General features: G+C 35.8%; 14 protein-coding genes. 11 read left to right on the forward strand and 3 right to left on the reverse strand.

From position 1 onward, the window contains the following. Nucleotides 1–95: 95 nt before the first annotated feature. Both AC3A54_RS23330 and AC3A54_RS23335 read right to left on the reverse strand, forming a co-directional pair. Nucleotides 96–1,100 (reverse strand): hypothetical protein, encoded by a 1,005-nt coding sequence (locus AC3A54_RS23330; RefSeq protein ID WP_487656394.1) that lies wholly within the window; start codon nucleotides 1,098–1,100, stop codon nucleotides 96–98. Continuing rightward, nucleotides 1,097–1,975 carry an ABC transporter permease subunit gene (locus AC3A54_RS23335; protein ID WP_487656395.1) on the reverse strand — a complete coding sequence of 293 codons (879 nt, stop codon included), beginning with the start codon at nucleotides 1,973–1,975 and terminating at the stop codon, nucleotides 1,097–1,099. The genes AC3A54_RS23330 and AC3A54_RS23335 overlap by 4 nt, the downstream gene beginning before the upstream one ends. Before the next feature lie 179 nt (nucleotides 1,976–2,154). On the opposite strand from AC3A54_RS23335, the gene AC3A54_RS23340 reads away from it, so the two are divergent. The 4 genes from AC3A54_RS23340 (at nucleotide 2,155) to AC3A54_RS23355 (ending at nucleotide 6,758) form a co-directional block, all read left to right on the forward strand. After that, complete coding sequence (locus tag AC3A54_RS23340) at nucleotides 2,155–3,012, forward strand: ABC transporter permease subunit (protein ID WP_487656396.1); 858 nt, start codon at nucleotides 2,155–2,157, stop codon at nucleotides 3,010–3,012. Between the two features lies 1 nt (nucleotide 3,013). After that, nucleotides 3,014–3,955 carry an ABC transporter permease subunit gene (locus tag AC3A54_RS23345; protein WP_487656397.1) on the forward strand — a complete coding sequence of 314 codons (942 nt, stop codon included), beginning with the start codon at nucleotides 3,014–3,016 and terminating at the stop codon, nucleotides 3,953–3,955. A gap of 50 nt (nucleotides 3,956–4,005) precedes the next feature. After that, nucleotides 4,006–4,173 (forward strand): hypothetical protein, encoded by a 168-nt coding sequence (locus AC3A54_RS23350; RefSeq protein ID WP_487656398.1) that lies wholly within the window; start codon nucleotides 4,006–4,008, stop codon nucleotides 4,171–4,173. A gap of 428 nt (nucleotides 4,174–4,601) precedes the next feature. After that, complete coding sequence (locus AC3A54_RS23355; RefSeq protein ID WP_487656399.1) at nucleotides 4,602–6,758, forward strand: sensor domain-containing protein; 2,157 nt, start codon at nucleotides 4,602–4,604, stop codon at nucleotides 6,756–6,758. Between the two features lie 72 nt (nucleotides 6,759–6,830). Here AC3A54_RS23355 and AC3A54_RS23360 read toward each other — a convergent pair whose 3' ends face one another. Continuing rightward, nucleotides 6,831–7,139 carry a hypothetical protein gene (locus AC3A54_RS23360; protein WP_335547592.1) on the reverse strand — a complete coding sequence of 103 codons (309 nt, stop codon included), beginning with the start codon at nucleotides 7,137–7,139 and terminating at the stop codon, nucleotides 6,831–6,833. A 151-nt stretch (nucleotides 7,140–7,290) separates the two neighbouring features. Between AC3A54_RS23360 and AC3A54_RS23365 the strand changes: the two genes are divergently transcribed. The 7 genes from AC3A54_RS23365 (at nucleotide 7,291) to AC3A54_RS23395 (ending at nucleotide 17,428) form a co-directional block, all read left to right on the forward strand. Next, nucleotides 7,291–8,082, forward strand: a complete 792-nt coding sequence (locus AC3A54_RS23365; protein ID WP_487656400.1) for an HAD family hydrolase — start codon at nucleotides 7,291–7,293, stop codon at nucleotides 8,080–8,082. A gap of 199 nt (nucleotides 8,083–8,281) precedes the next feature. Then, nucleotides 8,282–9,511 (forward strand): DUF438 domain-containing protein, encoded by a 1,230-nt coding sequence (locus tag AC3A54_RS23370; protein ID WP_487656401.1) that lies wholly within the window; start codon nucleotides 8,282–8,284, stop codon nucleotides 9,509–9,511. A gap of 175 nt (nucleotides 9,512–9,686) precedes the next feature. Further along, complete coding sequence (locus AC3A54_RS23375) at nucleotides 9,687–10,379, forward strand: BsuPI-related putative proteinase inhibitor (RefSeq protein ID WP_487656402.1); 693 nt, start codon at nucleotides 9,687–9,689, stop codon at nucleotides 10,377–10,379. Between the two features lie 234 nt (nucleotides 10,380–10,613). Next, the gene (locus AC3A54_RS23380; protein WP_487656403.1) at nucleotides 10,614–11,336 is read left to right on the forward strand and encodes an amino acid ABC transporter ATP-binding protein; all 723 of its coding nucleotides are present in this window, start codon (nucleotides 10,614–10,616) and stop codon (nucleotides 11,334–11,336) included. Nucleotides 11,337–11,368: 32 nt separating this feature from the next. Beyond that, nucleotides 11,369–12,133 carry an ABC transporter substrate-binding protein gene (locus AC3A54_RS23385; protein ID WP_487656406.1) on the forward strand — a complete coding sequence of 255 codons (765 nt, stop codon included), beginning with the start codon at nucleotides 11,369–11,371 and terminating at the stop codon, nucleotides 12,131–12,133. A gap of 67 nt (nucleotides 12,134–12,200) precedes the next feature. Next, nucleotides 12,201–12,857, forward strand: a complete 657-nt coding sequence (locus AC3A54_RS23390) for an amino acid ABC transporter permease (RefSeq protein ID WP_487656407.1) — start codon at nucleotides 12,201–12,203, stop codon at nucleotides 12,855–12,857. A gap of 227 nt (nucleotides 12,858–13,084) precedes the next feature. Beyond that, nucleotides 13,085–17,428 carry an alpha-amylase family glycosyl hydrolase gene (locus AC3A54_RS23395; protein WP_487656404.1) on the forward strand — a complete coding sequence of 1,448 codons (4,344 nt, stop codon included), beginning with the start codon at nucleotides 13,085–13,087 and terminating at the stop codon, nucleotides 17,426–17,428. The last annotated feature ends 305 nt before the right edge of the window (nucleotides 17,429–17,733 follow it).

Raw genomic sequence — 17,733 nt, forward strand, 5'->3', positions numbered from 1 at the left:
CAAGAATAAATATATACTACCTTTCGACGAATTTCCACAATATTGTAAAAAAAGTCCCAACCATGTTGGGACGCTGACACTCGTTTTAAAACACGCTAACTCATTTCTTTTTGTAAAGTAAAGTCTGTAGCAACAATTGTGGTTTTGCTCGGACCTTGTATTTCTTGAGACTTTTTGAACTTCTTCTTTTTTGTTTTATAAGCTAATGAGTTAATATCCCAAGCTTCTTCTAATTCTTTTTTTATCATGGTTACAATTAAAATAAGAATAAAATAACATATTAAAGGTGTAAAGACCAGGTAGGGAGTGCGATAAAACTCATCAAAGTTTTGCCCAATAAGTCCAGCCCATTCTTTTGAGTTTGAATTAAAAAGTTCTAATCCACGTACATTCTCTTTAGAAATTCCACCGATGTAAATCTTATAGATTCCAAGGTACATAATAAGAATAAAGGTATTCAGTAATTGCTGGATACCGATCAATACCCCATAAGACGTTAGGAATGGTTTGATTTGTCTTTTTAATACATGAAAATGCGTTCCGCCCATCAAGTAAGAAGTGAGGATAAACGATTTCTTACTTAGTTCCTCAATAATTTCTGAAGTAGTCACTATAACAGATGGAATTCCTACAATAGCTAAGACCACAATTTGGTATAGCATAATACCATATATTGCATCTTCCATATAGAAAGAGACCCTACCCATTAGAACTATGGTAATAATTATAGGTGGTACTATTTTATAAACTAAAAGGTAATCTTTAACAACCATTAAAAGTGGTTTCAACCATAAAGAAAATATTATTCCTAAAATTCCACCAACAAAGACTCTTAATATGGTTACGCACAATGCTATTAAAATGGTAAATTTCGCCCCATAAAGAATCATAAGAAGAATACTTTCACCATTTCGGTCTGTACCTAACAGGTAATAGGAAGAAGGAGGTATGGGCGGGACACCTACTAGGTCTCCCTTATCGTCATATAAAAAATAGACTTTATCGAAATCACTTGGACCGTATAAGGGATAGAGAAGACTTACAATTAGTACACATAATAAAAAAGATGAACCCCAAATTGTCTTTTTATATTTTTTCATATACTAGGTGTTTCCTTTCTAATCATAATAAGTTTTACTACATAACCAACTGCACTCACAATAACAAGGGGTAGGGAGAAGAGGAGAAGCCCTACTACAAAAAGAACAACCCTGGTTCCGTACATATAAGTAAGAGCAGCACTATAGCCTTTGATATTTAGAATGTGTTCTATCACGTAAATACTCGAAAGCAGAAACCAGACTATGTATTTCAAATGGATGAGTATTAATGGGATAATATTTCTAAAAATATGTTTGATATAAATCGTTCGTAATGGAAGACCTTTAGCCTTTGCAAACAAAACATAATCTTGGAGTTCTTCTGAAGAATATTCCTTTAATATCAGCTGAGTTAAAAAAAGTGTTGGAACAAAAATCACTATGAATATTGGTACAAAATATGGTTCCGTTTCCACTCCACCATATAGTCGAAAAAGCCTGAAATTGTACGTTTTAAACAGAAAGAATACAAGGTATTGTATTAGAGCGATAATAAGTAAATCTGGAACTGTGGTGGAGAAATCAATAAAACCTTTAAACCTTTTTTGTATAGGTAATGGCAGGAGCATGATGCCTGTTGCGATGATCAAACTGAGAATGATAACGATGAATAGAGCAATACCTAGTAATGACATGGTATACAGATATCTATGGATGCCATCTCCTTCAAAGTACTGTAAAATCCATGGATATTCATTTGCATGGGTAAACCAACTTAAGTTGCTTAATACATATTCCTTAAAAAAACTAAGCCTAAATTCAACTTTTACTTGATAAGGATTAAACGTTAATAGGATGGGTAAATTCACAGCAGAAATAAAACCTACTAGAATAACTATAAATCTTATAGGTAAAAATATTTTCTTCGTATACAAGAACCTCAGTCCCTTCCTCTAATCATTTTCCGTATTTACAAATATATAACAGGCGAAATGAAAATTCCACAATTTAGAAAATTTTATAAATATATCCTCAAACCCTGTAACTATCTAACTGAATCTTTCGTCTATTAGGAATGCGAAAGAACTCAAATACTATTACAGAGGATGTTGTTATGAAAGGTATTAATATGGTTAAAAGATTGTTCTTCCTCATTGTTCAGTGTCTTGTAGGGGTTGAAGTACTAATATTAATTGCTGTTTCCCCAGAGCTATTTAAAAATTTAACCTTTAACAGTCCTCAATATCTGCAAGCTATTTATGATTTAAATATAAAGTTATTTACGTTTGGAGATTTCTTATTATGGGACCAGAAGAATTCTGTATTTCCGGTTATTTTTTATAAATACATGGATTCGATGAAAATGTTAGGTTTAAGCTTTTTAACAGCCTGTTTGATTGCCTTCATAATTGCGTATGTGGGTCTTATATTTTTCAAAAGTAAATTAAAGTATATTAAAAGCTTCCTAGAGATCCTCGAGTCTATACCTGACCTAATGATTATTTTGTTACTGCAATTTGCGGTTATCATAGTTTATAAGAAAACTGGTATTAAGCTGGCCCAAGTTGTTACCGTAAGAGAAGAAGCGATTCTTCTCCCAGTCATCAGTTTAAGTGTCCCTATCAGTTTATACATAACAAAAGTACTAATTCATTACATTGAAGAAGAATTAGAGAAGCATTATGTCATGCTGGCGAAAGCAAAGGGCTTTACCTTTTCATATATCTTAAATGTCCATGTCCTTAGAAATATTGCGGATGGTATGTTCGGAACATCAAAAATGATTTTCTGGTCTATGCTTTCAACTCTATTAGTGATTGATTACTTGTTTAATATGAATGGCCTGCTTAGAGTGATGTTAACGGCTGCAGATCCATTTATTATCGGATGCATCTTAATTTTTATTCCATTTTTTGTTATTTTTCGTATTTATGAATGGGTGAGTTTTGAAAACAGAAAGGATACACAATAATATGCTGGTATTTTTGCTAAAGAGGAAAAGGTTCATATTCAGTGCACTGTTTCTAATCGTACTTTTTACTGGAAGTATTCTTAATACATTATTGAATGACGGGAAAATTAGGCAAATTAGATTTCATGCTGATGGAAAGGGGAATATTGTGGATCGTCCCCCTTATGCTCCGTTCACCGAGTATGTATTAGGTTCTGATCCTTTTGGCTATGACCTTGTTCATATGATGGTAGAGGGGGCAAAATGGACAATAGGTATTACAATCACAATCGTCATTCTCAGGATGTTATTTTCAATCATATTGTCGTCCTTCATTTATTCTTTAAACAATCGGATTTATAGCTGTATAAAAACTATTTTCGAACCATTCTCGGTTGTACCTCAGACCATTATTGCATACTTTATTTTGTTTAGCGTTTTATGGATGCCACTTGATGGCTTTCATACTCCCTTTTGGTTACGAGCATCCTTTCAGGTATTTATTTTAGTCGCTCTTGCCATTCCGAGCTTAACCATTCACATATCGGGTGAAATGAGGCATGTTGAAAAAGAAGATTTCATTGAAGTCTCAAGAACACTAGGTTCTAGTAAACGCTATATCTTTTATAAACATATAATCCCACATGTGTATGAAAAATGGATCATCTCATTTGGACAACAATTTATTCAGACATTACAGCTTCTCGCTCATCTTGGTTTTATGAAGCTATTCTTTGGAGGGACCCACTATCCGGACGATGATACGCCTCCTCGGACGATCTCATATGAGTGGTCAGGTGTGATTGGCGGCGATATAAGTTATTTATACTCAATACAGCCATGGATTGAATTAGTACCAATTGGATTCTTTATTGTTACCGCCATAAGTGTTGCAATAATAAACCAATCAGTTAAAGCTTATTTTGAAAATAAAACGATGGTTCGTTTAAAAAAAGATAATTAATTGAAGTAAATTGGAACAGAAGGGAATAGTCTTTATTGAGGAGGGGGAAAATGCTACGAAATGTTATCATGGTGAGGGATGATGAAGAAAGCGTGAAACAAGCCATAAGAGAAATCTTGCGTTCAAAAAATAAAGGTCATGAGGTGGCCCTTGATTTAACAAGAATTAAAGATAAAGCAAGAAAAACCGAAATTATGAAGAGGTTAACAAGCTATTAAAGGAGGTATATCTTAATAAAGATACCTCTATTTTTTTTGAATATGGTTGTGTTAAAGAACAGTGTTGATATTTCACCCTGTTGATTGGAGCGGAAGGCACGAAGACTCCTGTGGGAGTATGGTTCAGGGGAGACCCCGCAGGCGCATGCGCCGAGGAGGCTCGCCGAAACACCCACGAACCGCTTGTGCCTGGAGCGGAAATCAACAGGCAAGTTTAACAAAGCCTTGAATAAAAGCAGGTATTTTGAACTGCTCACAAATTATGCAAATATTAATAAAAATTTATTGTTATAGAAGCATAATTTCTTTATACTTTAGTATACCGAACTATTCTTACTATTTTATCCATTGTTACATTTATAAAAGTTTATTAATATACTATTGTAAAATTATGGTACTTTTATCGGGTTACTGGGGGTTTATTGTCAATGATAGAGGAGATATCCTTTGGCATTTTAGATGTGTTTCTTATTTTTTTATTATGTATTGTAGTTGTTTTTTGCATTATTACCTCTAAAAGGTTCTCTAAGCAGAAAAAACAACTTCTATTAAATGAGCAGTACTATAGATCTTTGTTTGAACAAAACCCAGACGTAGTGATTACCTTTGACCTAAATGGAATGTTTATTAGTGCCAATAAAGCGGTATCTTCCATATTTGGGTATTCTCTTGATGATTTGATTAATAAACCGTTTATCCCCCTTATTGTTCCAAATGACTTGGAGAAAGCATTATTACAATTTAATACAACGATTAATGGTGAATCTTCCAATTATGAATGTTCCGTTTATGATAAGAATGGAAAGCAAAGGAAGATAAACGTAACTAATATTCCCATCTATTTAAATAAAAAAATTACCGGTGTCTATTCTATTATCAAAGACATAACTGAGCATAATAGCGCACAGCTTAATCTAGTAGAAGCAGAGGCTAAATATAGGAGTCTTGTAGAAAATTCGCAGGTGGGGGTTTATATTTTACAAGAGGGCAAGATTGTTTATGTAAATCCACGATTATGTGAGATGACAGGCTATACGTACGAAGAAGTCATTGGATTTAATCTAACGAACTTAATTTTACCAGAGGATTTACCAACAGTTCATAAAAATGTTCAAAAGTTGTTTACCAATGAAATGATAAGTATGACTGATCAATTTAGAATAGTTTGTAAGGATAAAAGAATTGTTTCTTTAGAAGTATTCGGATCAAAAATTGAATATGAAGGAAAAGATGCAATAATTGGAACCATAATTGATATTACTGATCGAAAAAATACCGAACTAATGATAAAACATATGGCATACCATGATCAGTTAACTGACCTTCCCAATCGATATCTGTTAAAGGAAAAGGTAGATGAATTAATAAGAGAATCAAGTGAATATCCTAACGTTTTTTCCTTATTATTTCTTGATTTAGATCGTTTTAAAATTGTCAATGATACAATGGGCCATGAAATAGGGGATAAATTACTTGTTGAGGTATCCTCTAGATTAAGAAATTGCTTAGATGAAAAAGATATTATATCCAGGTATGGAGGAGATGAATTTACCATTCTTCTTCCACAGTCTACTGTCGAACGAGCACGGGATGTGGCAAAAGGTATTTTAACTAGCTTATCTAACCCGCTGCAATTAAATTATCATGAAGTCTTTGTTACTCCTAGTATAGGTATCAGTATGTTTCCTGAGCATGGGTTAACATATGATATGCTCATTAAACATGCAGACTTAGCGATGTACTTTGCAAAGAGCTTAGGGAAAAATAACTATCAATTTTACACCAGTGATTTAATAGATCAATCACAACACGAGTTAGATTTAGAAATCAAATTAAGGAAAGCTTTGGAACGGAATGAGTTCATCTTATACTATCAGCCACAAATCAATCTACTAACGAATCAGATAATAGGCGCGGAAGCATTGATTCGTTGGATGCATCCAGAGAAGGGGCTAATTTCACCAGCTGAGTTTATCCCAGTGGCTGAGGAAACTGGTCTCATCATTCAATTAGGTGAATGGGCACTACGGACAGCTTGCTACCAAAACAAGAAATGGCAGGATAAAGGCTTACCACCTATCACGATAGCGGTAAACATATCGGCTAAACAATTTTTTCAATCAAACTTAGCTGAAATCGTCGAAAAGATACTTTTTGAAACAGGTCTTGAAGCAAGGTATTTAGAGCTTGAAATAACAGAAAGTATGACAATGGACGTTGAACAAGCCATAACAACGCTAGTTGATTTGAAAAAAATTGGTGTGAAAGTAAGTATGGATGACTTTGGCACAGGATACAGCTCGCTTAACTATCTAAAAAAGTTTCCAATTGATAAACTAAAAGTAGACCAATCCTTCATACGTGATAGTACAACAGACCCAAATGATGAGACCATTGTGAAGACGATCATTGCGATGGCTCATAACTTAAAACTACAGGTTATCGCAGAGGGCGTGGAAACAAAAGAACATGTCTATTTTCTGCTAGAACAAAAATGCACCGAAGCACAAGGGTATTTTTTCAGCAAACCAGTCTCCACCGAAGAATTTGAAAAACTTTATATTATAGAAGAAACTCGGAGGTAAGACACAATCTACATAGTAAAAGGCAGTGATTTCCAGAATTGGAATCAATGCCTTTTTTACTGTGTATTTTTACTATTGCCTCAACCGTTTGAGTACTTTTTCTACAAAGTTTGCTTGATTGATATCTAAATCCAATATTTCATTTCTAAAGGATTTAAAACGACCATTCGCAACTTCCAGTGTAAAGTACCCTCTTGGACTTAATAGGTTAATGTCACCAATAATTTTTTTCCCACGTTCAGGATCAAACAAATGAACTAAGTTAGGATTGCTTGGATGTGGTCTGAACATACACCCCTGTTCCACGCAAACTCTTACGATATTACGTACCTTCGGATGTGTGATACTCTCAATTTTCTTATTAACTTCAATGCTGACCATATTGTATCCTCCTTTCCCATCTTAAAAAAATATGCGGATAGAGGGTGTTTCATACCTCTTTATGCATTTAATTGTCAGAAACTTTAGTCTTCATGTGCGAGGGATTTAATGATAAACTAATAAAAAATCATTAATCGAAGTGAGGACAAAAATGATAAAAGCCATTTTTTTTGATTTAGATGATACGCTACTGTGGGACCAAAAAAGTGTAAAAGAAGCCTTTGCAGCAACATGTAGATTAGCAGAGATGAGGTATGGCCTTTCTGCAGATCAACTTGAGGAAGCTGTTCGTGATGCAGCTAGAAACTTATATTCTTCCTATGAAACGTTTGCGTTTACACAAATGATTGGGATTAATCCTTTTGAAGGATTATGGGGGAATTTTTTAGATGATACGGAAGAGTTTAAGAAAATGAAAGAAATTGTACCCACCTATCGAAAAGATGCTTGGACATCAGGATTAGCAGCAATGGGTATTGATGACCTTGAATTTGGAATGGAGTTAGCAGAGCGGTTTCCCCAGGAGCGGCGAAACCATCCATTTGTCTATGATGAAACGTTTAAGATTCTAGATGGTTTAAAAGGAAACTATCAACTTCTTCTATTAACAAATGGATCTCCTGATCTTCAAAATACGAAACTATCCATTACACCTGAATTGGTTCCTTATTTTGATGATATTGTTATTTCTGGTGATTTTGGTCGAGGAAAACCAGATCCTTCGATATTCGAGCATGCTTTATCACGTATGTCTTTGAAAAAGGACGAAGTTATAATGGTTGGTGATAACCTGATGACCGATATACTTGGCGCAAACAGAGCTGGAATAAAAACTGTGTGGATTAACCGTCATGATAAACAACGAAATGAAGTCATTCCCACATTTGAAATTAAACATTTGGAAGACCTTTATCCTATATTAGAAAAATTAAATAGAAACTAAAAATAATTTGTAAGAGGACACTGCCATACATGTGGGCAGTGTCTTTTTATTAGGATAATCACATAACATGTTCTTAAAGTTTTCACATTTATAACTATATTAATGATGTTAATCACTATCAGCTAATTTTCTTAATGGTAAGTTAGTAATGAGGTAACTTTATCAAAAGTATTTAGCAACAGTGAAGGAGAGTCCTAAAATGAGTGAAATTATTAATAATCGTGAACAACTAATGACTAAAAATACAGACCGTCTTACCATATTAAAAGGGATCTTCCAAGATCTTCATAACGGAAGAAATTTAGATGAAGTAAAAGCTCATTTTGATGCATTGATTGGGAAAATTACAGTGGATGAAATCACACAGCTCCAGCATGAGTTTTCAGAGGACGGAAGTATTCCGAAAGATGAGTTACAACGTATCTATCAGGAACATAGTGTTATTTTTCAAGGATCAATAGAAAGTGAAAATAATTTGGAAAAGCCAGAGGATCTACCAGGGCATCCGGTTCATACGTTTAAACTGGAAAATAGGGAAATTGAAAAGCTGCTTCATCAACAGGTACAGGTCCATGTGGATGAGTTTTCGAGAGACGATTCTTCCGAAAATATTTTCCATCTTCTGCATGATATTAATCTCTTACTTGACATTGATAAGCACTACAGTCGTAAAGAGAACTTACTATTTCCTTATTTAGAAAAGTACGGAATCTTTGGGCCAACTACCAATATGTGGAGAATTGATGACTTTATTCGCGATGCAATAAAAGAAGCAAAACAAAAATTAGCCAGCTATCAAGGTGAAAGGCAGGAGGTCCTTGGGGTCCTAAATTTTGTCATCCAGGAAGTATCTGGAATGATATACAAAGAAGAAAACATCCTTTTTCCAATGGCTTTGAAAAATTTATCTGAGGATGAGTGGATAAAAATTGCTCATGAAAGTGATGAGATTGGATTCTGTTTAACAGGCCCTGAGGAAGAATGGAAGCCAGAGAGAAAAGCTTTAGCTGAGAATGCTATGACCGAAGGATATATAAAGATGGAAACTGGAATTTTATCTTTAAAGCAATTAGAACTGCTATTAAACCACCTACCAGTTGATATTACTTTTATTGATCATGAGGATGTAGTTCGTTATTTTTCCCACGGAAAAGAAAGAATTTTCGCCCGTACAAAAGCAATTATTGGACGTACGGTTCAGAATTGTCATCCGCCACGAAGCGTGCATGTGGTAGAAGAATTATTGGCAGATTTTAAAGCTGGGAAAAAAGACAGTGAGGATTTTTGGATTAAGTTCCGAGATAAATATGTATATATTCGTTATTTTGCTATTCGAGATGAGAAAGGAAGCTACATTGGTACACTAGAATTTACACAGAATATTGATCCGATAAAAGCTATTGAAGGTGAAAAGAGAATTCTCTCCTAAAAAGCAATAAATTACGAAAGTTAAAAAAGGTCTCATCTGCTAATGATGGGACCTTTTAATTTTAAAGTACTGGATATGACGAAAACACATTTTTTACTAGAAGTGTAACTTTATTCCTGTGTATAGCGACTATAGTGCTGATAACAAAAAACATGTTAAATAAGGGGATATGAAAATGGCAGACAAAAAAATATATTTTGTCATAAGCACCGCTTTACTATTTGGACTTTTAACAGGCTGTGGCACAAGTACAAAAACGAATGGTACCAATGGTAGAACCAAAACGGAAATTCAAAAGCAAGAAAAAGTGACGGCAAAATTTATTCCTTCACTTGAAATAAAAGAGGATACACATGACATGACAGTCAAATATGCAGTTAAAAATATATCCGGCAAAAAACAGACACTAACCTTTACTAATGGTTTAAAGGCTGACTTTATTGTATACGATCAGAATGGAAAAAAAGTTAAACAATACTCAGATGAAGTTTCTGCAACACAAGCTAGCCAAGAAATTTCATTAGATAATAATAAAGAAGTGAAACAAAAATTTACTATATCTGATCTTCCGAATGGTCAATATAAATTGGAAGTTTTTCTGAATTCAAAAGAGGAAAAGGGAAAGACTGAGGCAGAGTTTATAGTAAAGAATACTTTATATACTAATGGTTCGGGTCAGTATGTAGGTCAAATGGATCCACATACAATAGAAGTAAACGTTGATGGAAATATAACCGCCTTTCAATTATCAGATGAAGCCATCAAACAACTAACATCAATAAAAGAAGGTGACCAGATTTCGTTTGTCTATTCAGAAAAGGAAAGCGGACAAAAAACAATTGAAAGGTTTTTTATAGAGTCGAAATAAAAACTTAAACCTGCCAGGCCTCCTGTTAGTAATAGGGGGACATGGTAGGTTTTTTCATTTTTAAAACAGTTGCTCTCTTGAAACGAATATAATTCTCTAGTGTTTAATAGGATTACTATATATAGGTACAGTACTACTTTTGAAAAAAACATTGAGAAGGTGCATATTTTGTTTTTTTCATAGAGGCTGATGATAAATGCCGGTGAAAACTTATGTAATGCAAAGGAGGGTGACATGATTAAGGTAAGAAATCTTGTAAAGTCTTTTGGTTCACAAACTGTTTTAACTGATATTAATTTGTCCGTTTCTGAAAAAGAGGTTGTTGTCATTATTGGTGCGAGTGGTTCTGGTAAAAGCACATTACTTCGCTGCCTTAATTTCCTTGAAATATATGATCAGGGAGAAATCACCTTATGGGGAGAAACAATTCACCCAACTAGCAACAACCTGAACAAAATTCGTGAAGATGTCGGAATGGTATTTCAACATTTTAATCTTTTTCCACACATGACTGTGTTAGAGAATGTGATGGAAGCCCCTGTGCATGTAAAAGGGATGGACAAGACTCAAGCAAAACAAAAAGCGTTAGTATTACTTGAGAAAGTAGGATTATATGACAAAGCTTCAGCCTATCCAAAAAATCTTTCAGGTGGTCAAAAGCAACGCGTAGCTATTGCGCGTGCACTTGCCATGGAACCGCGAATCATGCTGTTTGATGAGCCGACATCTGCACTTGATCCGGAACTTGTGGGAGAAGTTCTTCAGGTAATGAAGCGGCTGGCAAAAGAGGGAATGACGATGGTTGTGGTTACACATGAAATGGGATTTGCACGAGAAGTAGCAGATCGTGTGGTCTTTATGGGGGAGGGGAAAATTCTCGAAGAAGCACCGCCGAACGAATTTTTCGTCAATCCTCAGCACGTGAAAGCCAAGCAATTTTTAAATAGTATTCTTTAAAAAATGGAGGGATTTTGTTGAAAAAAAGTTGGATGATTGGATTGATTGTTTCTTTGTTTTTTGTGTCTGTTATGTTGACGGCTTGTGGTAGTTCAGAGAAAAGCAGTGGCAACGAGAAAAAAGAATTTCGTTATGCAATGAGCGGATTGTATAAGCCTTTTAATTTTAAGGAGAATGGTAAATTAGTAGGGTTCGATGTGGAGGTTGGAGAAGCCCTTGCAGATAAAATGGGAATGAAGCCAGTAGCGGTTACAAACCCTTGGGAAACACTTATTCAAGGATTACAGGCAAAGAAATTTGATGCCATTCTTGCCAGTATGACTGTGACGGAAGAACGTAAAAAATCAGTGAATTTTACTGATACCTACTATCGTTCAGGTGCACAAATTTTTGTTGCAGCAGACAATCAGACCATTAAATCAGTTGCTGACTTAAAAGGGAAAAAAATTGGAGTTGTTAAGGCAAGTACGTATAAAGAACTGGCATCACAAAATACAGATCAAGGTAACATTGTTGAATATGACAGTGATATCACAGCGCTAATGGATCTTCCAACTGGAAGACTGGATGCGGTTATTACTGATCAAATGGTGGGGCTACCAATCATCAAAGACGGTGCAATCAAGATTAAGGATGTAGGTGAGCCACTTTCACACGATGATCAGGCAATCGCGGTCCGAAAAGAGGATAAAGAACTGCTTGATAAATTAAACAAAGCCCTTGCTGAAATAATTAAGGACGGAACCTATGAAAAAATTAGTAACAAATGGTTTGGTCGCAGTATTTTAGGAGAATAGGAGTTTCTAAGGGTGTCAAGTATGGGTATCAGGCACCCTGTTGATTAAATAAGAGAGGGTGTTGATCATCGTTCAAATCTTCCTGGACACCTATGATGTATTTATTTCTGCGGCACTACTAACCTTAAGGTTAACCATTACATCACTAATCATTGGGTGTCTTATTGGGCTCATTGTTGCTTTCTTAAGAATTTCTTCAAATAAATGGCTTAATAAATTAGCAACTATTTATATTGGTCTTATTAGAGGAACACCGTTAATTGTCCAAATAGCCATTCTGTATTTTGGAATTGCATCTGTTGTTACCTTCTCGCAGTTCTGGGCAGGTGCTATCGCTTTAGCCATCCATAATGGAGCATACATTGCAGAGATTTTTCGAGGTTCAATCCAATCCATAGACAAGGGGCAAATGGAGGCAGCTCGTTCACTTGGAATGTCCTATCCACTTGCGATGAGAAGAATTATTTTACCACAGGCTTTTAAATTTTCCATTCCTCCATTGGGTAATCAATTTATTATTGGATTAAAGGATTCCTCCCTAGTTGCCTATGTGGGAATGTCAGATTTATGGGGGTCGGGTTTAAGTGAAGCAGCCTCGAATTATCGCCAACTAGATACTTACATGGTGGTTGGTATCTATTATTTAGCCCTTGTTTTGATCTTTTCGTACTTGCTAAGGAAATTAGAGAGACGAATGGATATCGACTCAAAAGAGGCTGTATAAATAACAAAAGGGTCAGAACCTCGATGAGTCTGACCCTTTTTGGTTTGGTAATTATTGAATTATCAGAAAAATAGGATAAAAGACATGTTTAAAGTGGATATAAAAAGTAGGAAAGGCCTATTCTTATGGAAATGTAGGAGATGAGATAATAGCTTTAAGTAAGCGTTTTCTAAACTTGTTTGTGCAAACGTTTGCTCAAAAGCCATATAGCTAGGGGAGGAAAAAGAATGAAAGGTAAATCACGGAAGTTAATCAGTTACTTAGCACTTTTAATGTTAATTGTGCAAACGATTGCAGGAACGGCGTTATTTCATCCGTCACCAACAAAGGCGGAAGGACGAGTAGTAACGCTTGTCGGTAACCTGCAAGATGAATTAGGTGGTTCAAGTGAATGGAATCCGGCTGATCCTGCAACACAAATGAAACAGCAGGAGAATGGTAAGTATAAATTAACCGGAACACTTCCTGCAGGAACCTATGAATATAAAGTAGCCATTAACGGTTCATGGGATGAAAACTATGGAGTGGATGGTACTCCTGGGGGGGATAACTATAAGTTATCTTTTGTAAAGGAAACACAGGTTACTTTTATTTATGATGATAGTACCCATCGTGTAACAGTGCCAATCGAATTGCCGGATAGTGAAAAACCTAGAATAGTTGGCGATATACAGCCTGAGCTAAATGCAGGTGGTGAGTGGTCACCTAGTGAGTCAACTGCCATTTTACAAGATGAGGACCATGATAATATATACACTTATACTGCTCAAGTTCCAAAGGGTAAGCATGAATTTAAGGTTGTACTAGGGAACAACTGGGAAGCGCCTGCCTATCCAGAAAATAACTTTGTGTTAAATGTCCTAAGAGATGCAACGGTTACGTTCTTTTACAACCATGATACAAACGAAGTTTACACTGATTATGATCCTGGTTTACCTGATGGCAGTGTCCAAGGGGACAAGCTTTTTCACAACACATGGGATTCGGCTTTCCGATCACCATTTGGTGCAGTAAAAGCGGGAGAAACAGTCAAGCTCCGTCTTCAAGCAAAGAAGGGTGACTTAACTGGTGCTAAAGTCCAGCTAAAAAACTACAATACTGGTAATACGGTAATGGTAGATATGGAATATGCCGGTTGGATGGATCAAAAGGGTAAAGAGGTTGAGTTTTGGGAAGCAGACGTTAAACCAGATGTTAAAGGGGTTTATGGTTATAAGTTTATTGCTCGAGATGGCGAAGGCCAGAAAGAGTACGGGGAAGATGTCCAAGAAGGTGGAAAAGGAACCGCGTCGGACTCAAATGCGTCCTTATTCCAGCTAACAGTGTATGATCCTTCCTTTAAAACACCGGATTGGATGAAGGAAGCGGTAGTTTATCAAATTTTTCCTGATCGATTTAACAATGGGAACAAAAAGAATGATGGAGCTAAGAAAAATGCTCGTGGTGATGAACCGATTGAGCATAAACAGTGGAATGACTTGCCTGATAATCCTCGTCTAGAAGGGACAGAAGGGTATAAAGGAGATGCCATTTTCTCTAATGATTTCTTCGGTGGAGATATCGCTGGAATTCAAAAGAAATTGGATTATATCCAGTCATTAGGCGTAAACACACTTTATTTAAATCCGATTGCAGAAGCAGCATCCAATCATAAATATGATGCGGCGGACTACAAGAATGTTGACCCAATGTTTGGTTCACCTGAAGAATTTAAAGCCTTTACGAAAGAATTAAAGAAACGGAAAATGCATTTAATTTTAGATGGAGTGTTTAATCATGTAGGGGACGATTCCATTTATTTTGATCGTTACAGTAAATACCCAACAGTTGGTGCTTATGAGTACTGGGCAGCTATCTATGATCTTGTAAATAAAGGAATATCAGAAGCTGAGGCAAAAAAGCAAGTAAAAGATAAATTTATCGCTGAAGGACAAACGTTTAGTCCATACGGCTTCGAAAATTGGTTTAACATTCAAAATGAAAAAGTTGACGGTGTATATAAATATCAGTGCTGGTGGGGTTACGATTCCCTTCCAGAAATCAAATCAGTGCCTGGTGAAGCTGTCGACTATTCATCCGAACTTAATAACAAGTCATTTGCGAATTATATTATGTATGATGAAGATTCAGTGGCAAAGTCATGGATTAAAAACGGTTCTTCAGGTTGGCGATTGGATGTGGCCAATGAAGTTGATCCTGAGTTTTGGCGTGAATTCCGTAAAGAACTGAAAACTGGAAAAAAAGACGACCCACTAATTCTCGGTGAAATTTGGGATGATGCTTCAGAATATTTTCTTGGTGACTTATATGATTCGGTTATGAATTACCGTTTCCGCGGTGCGATGATTGATTACTTAAAGTCAGGAAATGCGGAAGGAGCAGAAAATCAGCTCAATGCTGTCTTTGAGGACTATCCTAAGGAAGCATTTTATTCCCTTATGAATTTGATGGGCTCACATGATACAGCTCGTGCAGCGTTTGTTCTGGGAAATGGTACAGACTCGTATGAGAGAGCGGAGTTTGATAATAATTATAATCCTGAACTAGGAATTCAGCGTTTAAAGCTCGCTTCTATTCTACAAATGGGTTATGCAGGTGCACCAACGATTTACTATGGCGATGAAGCTGGTGTCACAGGTTCAAAAGACCCTGACGACCGTAGGACCTATCCATGGGGTAATGAAAACAAAGATTTAATCAAACATTATCAAACAATTGGTAAAGTAAGAAATGACTTTCATGATTTATTTAGTTATGGAGATTTAAATCATCTTTATGCTAAGGGAGATGTGCTTGCTTTTTCTCGTTCAGATAAAAAGAATGTTGCTGTAGTTCTAACAAATCGCGGTAAAGAGGATAAAACGGTTGAGTTGTATGTAGAGGATTTATTGATTAATGGTATTAAGTTTACAGATCAATTAGATAAAAAATATACAATTGTAACCAAAGAAGGAAAATTAAGCTTGACAATTCCTGCCATGAGCGGGCGAATGCTTGTATCCGATAAGGGACAGAACTTAAAACGTCCAGCTTTGGTGAAAGAATTAACTGTAGCAGAAGGAAGTCATACTGCAACACTTAAATGGGATGGCGATGCAAAAAAATATGCCATTTACCAAACAACAATTTCCGGAGCTTTTTATCAAAAAGTAAAAGAAACTACTAATACTACAATATCAATTGACGGTTTAGACAATGGCCGGAAATATTATTTTGCTATTGTTGCGCTTGATAAAAACGGTAATGAATCTGAAAAGGTAGAGACTAAGGAAGCTGTTATTCCTCATGTATCGTTAACTGCTGATAATTATAAAATTGATAATGTGACAGCTTTAGAACCAGGAATTATTGATCTCTCCAAGCCTGAAACGGTTACTGCCAATATTTTTGTAAAAGGTGAAACTGAGGTAGAACAAATGGAAGGCTTGCAAGCAAAGCTTGAAGTTAAACAGCCAGGAAGTGAAAAGTGGACCTCAATTAAGGCTGCATACGTAAATCAGCAGGAAACATCAAATGTATTTAGTACCAACTTCCTGCCATTTAATGTAGGAACTTATGAATATCGTTTTGCTTTCTCGAATGATTTAGCTCGTAGTTGGGTAACAAGCGAAACAAAGTCAGTTAGCTTTACAAAAGGAGACGATACAACAGCACCTGCAGAAAAATTGACACTTGAACAGCCTCAACAGGAATCTGGTCAGGTCAACCTTTCCTGGAAGGTGGAGGGTGCAAATGACCCATATATGGTAACGATTGTCCGTGATGGTGAAATGATTGATCAGTTATTGGATCTATCAAAAAACTCATTTAGAGATATTAATGTGACCAACGGAAAAACGTATACGTACGAAGTTCAGATATATGATAAGGCAGGAAATATGGTAAAATCCAACGCTGTTACTATCACACCTGAACTAGTTACAGTAAAAGTAACGTTTAAAGTAAATGCACCAGCCTATACTCCACAAGGTATCTACATTACAATGCCAGGAAGTAAAAACGGTTGGAATACTGGCGCATGGCAGATGACTCGTGCTGGAGCGGTTACTAATGATTATGAATATACGGTGGAAGCACAAGAAGGAGAAGTTCTTACTTACAAATATGTGAAAAATGGTACGTGGGATCAAGAGGGGTTACCGGACCATACTGCAGCAACCCCAACTGATGATGACGTCAGTTATTATGGCTATGGGGCACAAGGTACTGACCTTTCAGTTGTGGTGACTAACCAAGGCGGTAACCAAATGGTGGTACAAGATAGAATCATTCGCTGGATTGACCTTCCAGTGGTGGTTACATCCCATACAGATGGGCAGACGGTATCAACTGATAGTATTACTTTACAAGGAAATGCCATTAAGGGAGGTGTCCTAACAATTAATGGAGAGCCTGTTACCATCAATAGTGATATGACTTTTTCCCATTCTATTAAACTAAATGCTGGTGAAAATAAGTTAAGTATTCATATCGAACCATCAGAAGATAGTAAGACAGCAAACTTTAAAAATGATGGCGGTGCAATTTCTAAAGCGACTAAAACAATTAATTTTACGATTAATAAGAAATAATAGAAGGCCTCTTTCCTAGAAATAGGAAAGAGGCCTTTTCCTACTATTAATTATATTCTTCATCCCTATTAGAATTGGAAAATATTATATATTGAACAGAAAAGGGGTGGATGATATTATAAGAAAGTTCCTCACGAAACGGCCAAACATAATCAGCGAAAAATTATGTATTGACTTGGTGAGATGGATGTAATAAAATTATATTTATCGCTTCTTAGACAAGCGGGAATTGTCCTTTGAAAACTAAACAAACAAAAACGTCAACAAACAAAAATTATTAGTTTCTTATGAAACTAAGCCAACGT

It is taken from the genome of Neobacillus sp. Soil_C_43 (assembly GCF_057656715.1).